Genomic DNA, 9,743 nt, shown 5'->3' on the forward strand with positions numbered 1-9,743 from the left:
AGCCCGGAGGGCGGTGGCGGTACTGTTCAGCGGGACGCTGCGGAATGCTGCGGCGTTGTCACGAGACGGTTGCTGCCGGCACTGTGAGGTGCTCACAGGCGCGCTGCAGCAGCTCGGTGGTCTGTGGCGTGCCTTGCGCCACGCCGTAGACGATGTGATCGGGCCGCACCAGGGCTGCGCTGCATCCGTGCTGGCCGAACCAGTGCGCAAGGATGTCGTCGGCCTCATGCAATGCCTGCACGCCGGCCACCGCGCGCGCGGTGATGTCGATGCACTCCACCTGCGCCTGCAAGCGCTGCAGCGTGTCGGTCCATTGCGCCAACTGTTCTGCCGAGGGTGCATCGCGCAGGACCAGTACGAAACCATGCCCCAGCAGGTCGTCCATCATTTGTTCATGGCCTGCCGTGCCGATCTGACAGACCGGCTGCGGGAACGGTGTTCCCATCGGTGCTTCATCGCGGTCGATGAGGCCATGGTGCACCCCGGGCAGCAGACTCTGGCGCAACTGCATGCGCACCTGGTGGCCTTGCTGGGCGCGCAGGTGCTCGTCGCGCTCGCAGGCACGGGTGGGGTCGCGCTCGCAAATGATCTTCCCCAGGCGCTTGACGGTGGCGGTGACCGCCTCCACCTGCGGGCCGCGCTCGGTGCCGTAGCTGTCCAGCAGCGCCTCACCCGCACGGCCCTTGAGCACCCAGTCGAGCTTCCACGCCAGGTTGGCGGCATCGCGCAGGCCCTGGCACATGCCCTGGGCCAGAAAGGGCGGCATTTGGTGGGCGCTGTCGCCCGCCAGCAGCACCGAACCCTGTCGCCACTGCTCCAGCACCACGGCGTGGAAGCGGTAGGTGGCGGCGCGCCAGATGGTCGCTTCCCCTGGTGTGAGCCAGGGCTCCAGCAGTTGCCAGATGGCGTCGGGCGGCATCTCGCGCTGCTCGGCCTCGTGCGGCAGCAGCAAAAACTCCCAGCGCCGGTGCGTGCCCGGACCGACGACATAGGTGCAGGGCCGTGCCGGGTTGCAATACTGGATGTTGGTGTCGGGCAGCCGGGCCAGCACGGATTCGTTCACATGCATGTCCACCACGATCCAGGGCTCGTCGAAATCCAGGCTCTTGAGGCGCAGGCCCAGGCGCTTGCGGGCAGGGCTGGTGCCGCCGTCGCAGGCCACCACATAGCGCGCATGCACTTCGCGCGGACTGCCGCCGGCTGCCTGCACCGTGAGCGCCGCGCCCCCATACGCCTCCTGGACATCGGTGACCTCGTGGCCCAGATGCACCTGCACGTTGGGCAGCGCGCCCACGGCCGCACGCAGAGCGGTCTCCAGCGCCGGCTGGTTGAAGGTATACGACGGTGCCCAGGCCAGCGGGTAGGGCGCAGGTCCCATGTCGAAATGCTGGATGGGCTGGCCGTCAGCGCCCTGGTAGATGGTGGGGCGGTAGGGCGTGATGTGCGCCGCCAGCGCGCCGGCAATGCCGATCTGCTGGAAGGTGCGCATGGCCTCATGGTCCAGCGCAAAGGCGCGGGGCAGGGGGTAGATCTGCTCGGACTTGTCAAAGACTGCCACGCGGCACCCGCGCTGCCCCAGCAGGGCGGCCAGGGATGCGCCCACGGGCCCGAAGCCGATGATGGCGACGTCTACAGAAGATGGGGTGTGGCTGGTCATGGTATTTTTAATGCAATAAATGTGAATTGTGCATAAAAAAATAAAATGTGCATTAGAGGTTGATCCCGATGCCGATGTTCTTGCTTCCGTCAAAAAATGCACAAAGTTTGATTTGTGCATTTAACAAGGAGACGACATGTCGATGATGAAAGCGGCCCGCCTGCACCAGGTCGGCGCCCCCATGGAGATCGAGCAATTGCCCATCCCCCAGCCAGCGGCCAATGACGTGCAGGTGCGTGTCAGGGCCTGCGGCATCGTGCCCAACCTGGGCAACATATTGGCCAACTGGACCACCTGGTTTCCCGAGCTGCCGCTGCCCCCGCTGCCGGCCGTCTTCGGGCTCGACCCCGCGGGCGAAGTGACGGCAGTAGGCTCCCACGTGCATGCCTGGAAACCGGGCGACCGCGTGTACGTGAACCCCAGTCTGTACTGCGGCGGCTGCCGCGCCTGCCGCAACGGCGACCTGATCAACTGCACGCACTATGCGTTCAGCGGCTACTTCGGCTTCTCGCAGAACTCGCTCAAGCTCTATGAGAACTACCCCAACGGCGGGCTGGCCGAGTACATGATCGCTCCGCAGTACGCGCTGGTGAAGCTGCCCGACAACGTGGGCTTCAATGAGGCGGCGCGCTTCGGCTACCTGGGCACCATGTACTCGGCCATGCGCAAGGCAGGCGTGGGGCCGGGCAAGAGCGTGCTCATCAACGGCATCAGCGGCACGCTGGGCATCGGCGGCGCACTGTTCGGGCTGGCCATGGGCGCCACCCGCATCCTGGGCACGGGCCGCAACCAGGAGCTGCTGGATCGCGTCAAGGCGCTCGCGCCCGGCCGCATCGAGGTGTTCTCGAATGCCGATGGCGGCGCCATCGATACCTGGGTGAAGTCGCGCACCGAGGGTCTGGGGGTCGATGCCTTCTTCGACGCGCTGGGCCCCGGCGCCTCGCACGAGACGCTGCAGCAGGGTGTGCGCGCCCTCAAGCGCGGCGGGCGGGCCTACAACATCGGCGCCATTGCCGGCATGGTGGGCATGGACCTGCACACCATGATGGACGAGCAGCAATCCATCGAAGGCTCGGCCTGGTTCACCGCGGGCGAGGGCCAGGACATTGCGGACATGGCCGAGGCGGGAACGCTCGACCTGTCGGTCTTCGAGCATGTGTGCTATCCGCTGGACCGCATCAACGAGGCGATCTCGGGCATTGCGGGGCGCAATGGCGGGTTCAGTAATTTCGTCATAAATCCTTGACGACCCCCTGAGTCGCTTCGCGCCTTCCCCCTTGAGGGGGGACGCCGCCCCTGCGGCGGGGCGGCCCTTGCACGGCGGCACTGGCTGGGGCCGTGCGCTTTCAGGGCCCTGCGCACGGAGCTTTGGTATCGGATAACTGGAGGTAGCTGCTATGCAAATCAGACGAATCGTCGCGGGGGTCGGTGCCAACGGCCGCTCGCAGGTGTTCACGGACGGCGTGGCGCCGCGTGCCGTGGAGTTCGAGAGCGCACAGGGCTTTGCCGCTGCCTTGCTGTGGGCCACCTCGGCCGGCGAAGTGCTGGGCCAGGGGGCGGTGGCCGACCGCACTGGGCAGACCGGTTTCGTGCCGGCAGCGGGCGAGACGCTGCTGATGTTCGTCACCTTCCCGCCGGACGCGGTGATGATGCGCGCGGATTTCGACGGTGCGGCCTTTGGTGCGGAGTTTGCGCAGAAGGTGCCGGGCCTGGCCGAGCGATTCGAGCAGGATCACCCGGGCATGCACACCACCGAGAGCATCGACTACGACGTGGTGCTGGAGGGCGAGATCACGCTGGAGCTGGACGACGGCGCCCAGGTGCTGCTGCGCCGGCACGACGTGGCGGTGCAGCACGGCAACCGGCACGCCTGGCGCAACCACACCGACCAGCCTGCCACCATGCTCTTCGTGCTGATGGGGGCGCGGCGGCCAGGTTGAAGGCCATGACGGGGCTTGCAGGGGCGGCAGGTCCCTGCGTGCATCACGCCTGCTGGCGCGCGGCCTGGAGCCAGCGGATCTCGCCGAGCAGGTCCACCAGGCCGGCCTGGATGAAGCCCAGGGTCGGCTCGTCCACCAGGCGGCCGTCTTGGATGCGGCTGGCCACGCCTGCGATGGCGATGTGCTGGCGCACCAGCGGCCGGGCCAGCGTGGCGGCCAGGGCATCGCGGATCTGGGCCTGCGCGCGCACGCCGCCGGCCGTGCCGGGCGATGCGGTCATGACCAGCACCGGCTTGCCCTTGAGCGGCGAGGCGAAGCCCGGGCGCGATGCCCAGTCGATGGCGTTCTTGAGCACGCCGGGGATGCCGTAGTTGTACTCGGGCGAGCAGATCACCAGGCCGTCCGCAGCCGCGATGGCAGCCTTGAGCTGCGCGACTGCGGCCGGCGGGCTGTCGCCATCGAGGTCGGCGTTGTACATGGGCACGTCGTCCAGCGGGAACAACTCCAGCGTGGCCGTGGGTGGCAGCAGCGGTGTGAGGCTGCGCAGCACAGCCGTGCAGTGCGATGCGCGGCGGATGCTGCCCGATATGGCAACGAGGCGGGTGGGGGCGGCGTTCGGGTTGGCGGTCACTGGGGTTTGCTCCTTCTTTCAATTGTTTGAGTTTATGCATAAAATTCAAAACATGTACAAAAAAGAAACGCCCACGCGCACACCGCCCCTGGTTGACCAGGCGTTTGCACAACTGCGCCACGATGTGCTCAGCGGTACCTACGGTGCCGGTGCCAAGCTCAAGCTCGACGAACTGCAGACGGCGTATGGCTTTTCCAGCAGCCCGCTGCGCGAGGCCCTGAGCCGCCTGGCCCAGGAAGGCCTGATCCGGGCCGACGAGCGGCGCGGCTTTCGGGTGGCCGCCATTTCGGAGGAAGACCTGGCCGACATCACCCGCATGCGCGTGATGCTGGACGTGCAGGCGCTGCGCGAATCCATCGCCCATGGCGACGATGCATGGGAGGCATCTGTGGTGGGTGCCTACCACCGGCTTGAAAAAGTGGAAGGCCGCCTGGGCGATGGGCCGGTCATCCTGGACAACGATTGGACCGAACTGCACACCGCCTTCCATACCGCGCTGATCTCCGCCAGCCCGTCGGAGCGCCTGCGCACCTGGAGCGCCAGCCTGTTCGACCAGGCCGAGCGTTACCGCCGCTACTCGGCCCGCTTTCGCAAGACCTCGCGGCGCAAGTCGAACGAGCACCGCAAGCTCATGGACGCCACGCTGCGCCGCGATGCGGACACCGCCTGCGCGCTGCTTGAAGAGCACATCCTGAGCACCCAGCGCAATGTGATGGCGGTGCTGGCCCAGGTCGAGCAGCAGGACGGCTGATCCAGCTGCCTCCACCAGGGCTGAAGGGCTCCTGGCTGTCCCGTCATCCAACTGACCGGTAGCGGCTGCACGCACCGCCTACATGCCCTGGCGGCCATCGCGGCCCCGTGCATCCTTTTCAGCCTTTCTCTTCGCGCACCCCCAGCGCATCCGCGCCCACGCAGCCCAGGCGGCACGCCGCTGCGGGCTTGCCCCTGCCTGCCTGGCGCACGCGGGGTTGGGTGCCGGCCACCCGCAACTTTCCCCCTGTTGATTACCTGAGGCGCCGCCGCTGGCAGGCTCTTTCGCGCCCCTTCAGTTTTGTGCTTGGTGTAAACCACTATGCATTTACAATGTTTTATGCATAAAAATAACTTCATGCACCAATTCGTGCGGCTGGAAAAATTCACTCCGGGTCGCCGTTCTTTTCACCTCTCCCATCCCTTTGAAGGAAACCCATGAAACTGATGTCCTACTCGATCGCCGGCCGTGAAACCTGGGGCGTTGTCGTCGACGATGGCGTGGCCGAACTGGCGGCGCGCACGGGCCATGCCACGCTGGCCGACTTCATCGCCAGCCCCGACTTCGCGCGCCGCGATGCGCTGGTGGCCGGGCTGGGTGCCGATGCGAAGCTGGCCGACGTGGTGTACCTGCCCGTGATCCCCCGCCCCGAGAAGATCGTCTGCGCGGTGCGCAACTACATGGACCACCACCAGGAGGTGCTGGCCGCCGGCATGCACCGCGAGCTGTCCGAGCAGCCGCCGATCTTTTTGCGCGTATGGCGCTCGCAGACGCCGCACCAGGGCCCCATCGTGCGCCCGCACGTGTCGGAGTCGCTGGATTGGGAGGGCGAGCTGGCCGTCATCATCGGCAAGGAGGGGCGCGGCATCAGCGAGGTGGATGCCTGGGCGCACATCGCGGGCTACAGCTGCTACAACGATGCCAGCGTGCGCGAATGGCAGTTCCACGCCAAGCAGATCGCGTCGGGCAAGAACTTCGAATCCACCGGCGCCTTCGGCCCCTGGATGGTGACGGCCGACGAGATCGCCCCCGGCCGCGAGCTCAAGCTGGAGACGCGGCTGAACGGAGCCGTGGTGCAGTCCAGCCACACGGGCCACATGATTTTCTCCATCCCGCGCCTGATCGCCTACGCCTCCACCATCTTCACTTTGGTGCCCGGCGACGTGATCATCACCGGCACGCCGGCCGGTGTGGGCTGGAGCAAGAAGCCCCCGCAGTTCATGAAACCTGGCGACGTGGTGGAGGTGGAGATCGAAGCCATCGGCTTGCTGCGCAACCCGGTGGTCGCGCAAAGCTGAGCTTTCCCCCCCACCTCACATCCCATCCACCACACACACGGGTAGAGCGCAAGGCCCTACGGTGGCCGCCGCCCATGGAGACAAACACCATGAACAGAAGACATCTACTGGCTGCCTGCAGCGCGGCTGCACTTGCCTGGCCGGCATTGCCGGCCCTGGCCCAGGCCTACCCGGAGCGCGCCATCAAGCTCTACCAGGGCTTTGCGCCCGGCGGCAATGCCGACGCCATCGCCCGGGCCGTGGGCCTGGAAATGGGAAAGGCCCTGGGCCAGCCGGTGGTGGTGGAGGCGCAGTCCGGCGCGGGCGGCACCATCGCGGCCACCACGGTGGCGCGCGCCAAACCCGACGGCTACACCCTGCTGCTGGCCACGGGCGGGCATGCGGTGGCGGGGGCTCTGTACAACACGCTGCCCTACAAGTCGGTGGCGGACTTCGAGATGGTCTCCACGGTCACCTTCTTTCCCTTCCTGGTGGTGGTGAATGCCAGCGCCAAGGTGCAGGGCCTGCGCGAGGTGCTGGCCAGCGCCCAGGCCGCGCCCGGCACCGTGGCCTATGGCACGGCGGGGGTCGGGTCCACCCACCACCTGGCGGGCGAGCTGCTAGCCAAGATGGCGCGCGTGAGCCTGATGCATGTGCCCTACCGGGGCGATGCGGCTGCGCTCACCGCCCTGCTGGGCGGCGAAGTGCCCTTCATCATCGCACCGCCCACGGCCGTGATGTCCAACATCCAGGCGGGCAAGCTGCGCGCCATTGCCACCACCGGCCCACAGCGCTGGCCGGGCCTGCCCCATGTGCCCACCGTGGCCGAGCAGGGCGTGGCGGGTTACGACGTGCGCTCCTGGGCCGGCCTGCTGGCGCCAGCCGGAACGCCCCGGCCGGTGGTGGACCGCCTCAACGCCGAAGTGCTGCGCGCGCTGCAGGCGCCGGCCGTGCGCCAGCGCCTGGAGGACATGGGCGGCGAGGCGCGCGGCAGCACGCCCGAGGAGATGAAGGCCATGGTGAGCCACGAGATTGACAAGTGGCAGCAGGTCGTGGCCGATGCCAAGATACCGAAACAATGAACCACTCATTTGACTGAAAGACTTTTCGCATGAGCCTGATCGCCATCCGCAAACGCAGCCTGAGCATCGAAACCATCTACCACGAGGGTGGCCCGCCGGCCGACACGCCGCTGCGCGTGGCCGCCGCCTGCGCGGTGATCCGCAACCCCTACGCCGGCCGCTACGAGCCGGACCTGCTGCCCTTCATGGCCGAGCTGCGCAGCCTGGGCACCCTGCTGGCGCAGGAGCTGGTGGACACCCTGGGCAAGGAAAATGTGCAGGCCTACAGCAAGGCGGCCATCGTCGGCGTCAACGGCGAGCTGGAGCACGGCGCAGTGTGGCACGAGGCCGGCGGCTGGGCCATGCGCCAGGTGCTGGGCGAGCCCAAGGCCATCGTGCCGGCGGCCAAGGCCGTGGCGGCCACGGGCTACCGGCTGATGGTGCCGCTGCACTACATCCATGCGGCCTATGTGCGCAGCCACTTCAACAGCACCGAGGTGGGCATACAGGACGCACCGCGCCCCAACGAGATTTTGTTCGCGCTGGTGATGGCCGATGGCGGGCGCGTCCACTCGCGCCTGGGCGGGCTCACGCGCGAGCAGGTGTCTGTGCACGACGGGCAGCGCTGAGCATGGCGGCACACACAACCATAACGATGAAGGCCGTGCAGCTGCAGGTCACCGGCGGCCCCGAAGTGCTGTCGCTCGTGGACCTGCCCGAGCCCCAGCCGGGCCCGGGCGAAGTGCGCGTGCGCGCCCACGCCATCGGTGCGGGCGGGCCGGACGTGCTGATCCGCAACGGCACCTACAAATGGATGCCCCCGCTGCCCGCCGTGCCCGGCAATGAGCTGGCCGGCGTGGTGGACGCCGTGGGCCCGGGCGTGGACCGCCTGGCCGTGGGCGAGCGCGTGCTGGTCAGTGCCCGCGAGCTGCCCCAGCGCGGCGGCTGCTATGTGCAGGCCATCTGCGTGGACCAGGCCGTGCCCTTCGTGCTGCCGGCCAGCATTGCCTTCGACGATGCGGTGAGCCTGGGCAACTTCCAGCTCGCGCTGGCGCTGCTGGCGAGCAACGGCAACCTGCCTGCGCAGGCCATCCTGGTGCCCGGCGCGGCCGGCGGCGTGGCCACGGCGCTGGCGCAGGTGGCGCGCTCGCGCGGGCTGCGCGTGATCGGTACGGCATCCAGCGCGGAAAAGCGCGCTTTCGCGCTGGAGAACGGGGTCACCGACCTGGTCGATGGCGATGTGCAGGCCCTGCCGCAGCGCGTGATGGAGCTCACCGGCGGGCGGGGCGTGGACCTTGCCTTCGACCATGTGGGTGCGGCGCTCTTCATCGCCTGCCTGCGCTCGCTGGCGCCCTCGGGCATGGCGGTGTCGTACAACATCCTTGCCGGCCCGCCGTCGAGCGACGTGTTCGACGAGCTGCGCAAGCTGCTGGCCAAAAGCCTTGCCATCCGCACTTTCTCCATCCACGCGGTGGATGCCGACATCGCGCAGCGCCGCGGCCTGATGGAGCAGGCCATTGCGCTGATGGCCAGCGGCCAGGTGCGCGCACCGCGCGCCATGCGCCTGCCGCTGGCGCAGGCCCGCCAGGCGCACGAGCTGCTGGACAGCGGTGGCACGCTGGGCAAGCTCGTCCTCATCCCCTGACCCCATGGAGGCCGCCACCATGAACCCACCCTACAGCGCCAACCTCTCGCACTGCGGCATCTTCTGCCGCGACCTGGAGGTGATGAAGCGTTTTTACACCGGCGTGTTCGATATGCAGGAGACCGACCGGGGCGAGGGCGTCACCTTCCGCTTCGAGATCGTGTTCCTGAGCGGGCGCGACGACCAGCACCACCAACTGGTGCTGGCCGGCGGGCGCGGGGCCGACTCGCCCAGCACGGTGATGCAGCTGTCCTTCAAGGTCCAGACCATCGACCACCTGCGCGAGGCGCGCCGCCGGGCCCTGGCCCTGGGCGCGACGAAGATGCGCGGCCTGAACCACGGCAACGCGATCTCCATCTACTGCATGGACCCTGAAGACAACACCGTGGAGGTGTACCTGGACACCCCCTGGTACGTGAGCCAGCCCCACGGCGACCCGCTGGACCTGGACCAGGACGACGAGGCCATCTGGGCCCAGACCGAGCGGGTGGTGCGCACCGACCCGAGCTTCATGCCGGTGTCGCAATGGGCAGCACGCTTCGCATTGCGCAACGAGGCGTTGAAGAAATCGAAGCTTTAGTCGAGGGCGATTGGGAGCCTCCTTCGCCTCTGATCGCGGATCCAAGGACGCGCAGGGCTTGCGAGGCTTTTCAGCTGCTTGCAGAGGCATGGACGCAGCAACAAAAAAGGCTCCCAAAGGGAGCCCAGTTTGCTTGGCTTCAGCGCGGGATAAAAACACTCCCCATGGCAGCAGCACCCGCGAAGTGCCGCCACCATGGGA

Annotated in this window: 10 protein-coding genes; 8 read left to right on the forward strand and 2 right to left on the reverse strand. The window is 67.7% G+C overall.

Going from position 1 to position 9,743, the window contains the following annotated elements:
- Nucleotides 1-58: 58 nt before the first annotated feature.
- Nucleotides 59-1,657, reverse strand: coding sequence for a bifunctional 3-(3-hydroxy-phenyl)propionate/3-hydroxycinnamic acid hydroxylase (locus ASE52_RS02655; protein ID WP_057223596.1), 1,599 nt, complete (start codon nucleotides 1,655-1,657; stop codon nucleotides 59-61).
- A 136-nt stretch (nucleotides 1,658-1,793) separates the two neighbouring features.
- Between ASE52_RS02655 and ASE52_RS02660 the strand changes: the two genes are divergently transcribed.
- Both ASE52_RS02660 and ASE52_RS02665 read left to right on the forward strand, forming a co-directional pair.
- Nucleotides 1,794-2,903 (forward strand): alcohol dehydrogenase catalytic domain-containing protein, encoded by a 1,110-nt coding sequence (locus ASE52_RS02660; protein WP_057223598.1) that lies wholly within the window; start codon nucleotides 1,794-1,796, stop codon nucleotides 2,901-2,903.
- A gap of 151 nt (nucleotides 2,904-3,054) precedes the next feature.
- The gene (locus ASE52_RS02665; RefSeq protein ID WP_029413709.1) at nucleotides 3,055-3,597 is read left to right on the forward strand and encodes a cupin domain-containing protein; all 543 of its coding nucleotides are present in this window, start codon (nucleotides 3,055-3,057) and stop codon (nucleotides 3,595-3,597) included.
- A 43-nt stretch (nucleotides 3,598-3,640) separates the two neighbouring features.
- On the opposite strand, the gene ASE52_RS02670 is transcribed toward ASE52_RS02665, so the two are convergent.
- Nucleotides 3,641-4,228 carry an NADPH-dependent FMN reductase gene (locus tag ASE52_RS02670; RefSeq protein ID WP_057223600.1) on the reverse strand — a complete coding sequence of 196 codons (588 nt, stop codon included), beginning with the start codon at nucleotides 4,226-4,228 and terminating at the stop codon, nucleotides 3,641-3,643.
- Between the two features lie 34 nt (nucleotides 4,229-4,262).
- Between ASE52_RS02670 and ASE52_RS02675 the strand changes: the two genes are divergently transcribed.
- The 6 genes from ASE52_RS02675 to ASE52_RS02700 all read left to right on the forward strand — a co-directional run bounded on the left by ASE52_RS02675 (nucleotide 4,263) and on the right by ASE52_RS02700 (nucleotide 9,542).
- The gene (locus tag ASE52_RS02675) at nucleotides 4,263-4,979 is read left to right on the forward strand and encodes an FCD domain-containing protein (RefSeq protein ID WP_029413710.1); all 717 of its coding nucleotides are present in this window, start codon (nucleotides 4,263-4,265) and stop codon (nucleotides 4,977-4,979) included.
- A gap of 437 nt (nucleotides 4,980-5,416) precedes the next feature.
- Complete coding sequence (locus tag ASE52_RS02680; protein ID WP_057223603.1) at nucleotides 5,417-6,277, forward strand: fumarylacetoacetate hydrolase family protein; 861 nt, start codon at nucleotides 5,417-5,419, stop codon at nucleotides 6,275-6,277.
- Between the two features lie 89 nt (nucleotides 6,278-6,366).
- Entirely contained in the window at nucleotides 6,367-7,338 is a 972-nt protein-coding gene (locus ASE52_RS02685) for a tripartite tricarboxylate transporter substrate binding protein (RefSeq protein WP_057225119.1), read from the forward strand.
- Nucleotides 7,339-7,367: 29 nt separating this feature from the next.
- A complete protein-coding gene (locus ASE52_RS02690) occupies nucleotides 7,368-7,946 on the forward strand; it encodes an amino acid synthesis family protein (RefSeq protein ID WP_057223605.1) in 579 nt (192 codons plus the stop codon).
- A 26-nt stretch (nucleotides 7,947-7,972) separates the two neighbouring features.
- Nucleotides 7,973-8,962, forward strand: a complete 990-nt coding sequence (locus ASE52_RS02695) for a zinc-dependent alcohol dehydrogenase family protein (RefSeq protein ID WP_241776902.1) — start codon at nucleotides 7,973-7,975, stop codon at nucleotides 8,960-8,962.
- A 19-nt stretch (nucleotides 8,963-8,981) separates the two neighbouring features.
- Complete coding sequence (locus tag ASE52_RS02700) at nucleotides 8,982-9,542, forward strand: VOC family protein (RefSeq protein WP_057225121.1); 561 nt, start codon at nucleotides 8,982-8,984, stop codon at nucleotides 9,540-9,542.
- Nucleotides 9,543-9,743 lie beyond the last annotated feature (201 nt).

The sequence above is a fragment of the Acidovorax sp. Root275 genome (assembly GCF_001428965.1).
Lineage (GTDB): Bacteria > Pseudomonadota > Gammaproteobacteria > Burkholderiales > Burkholderiaceae_C > Acidovorax > Acidovorax radicis.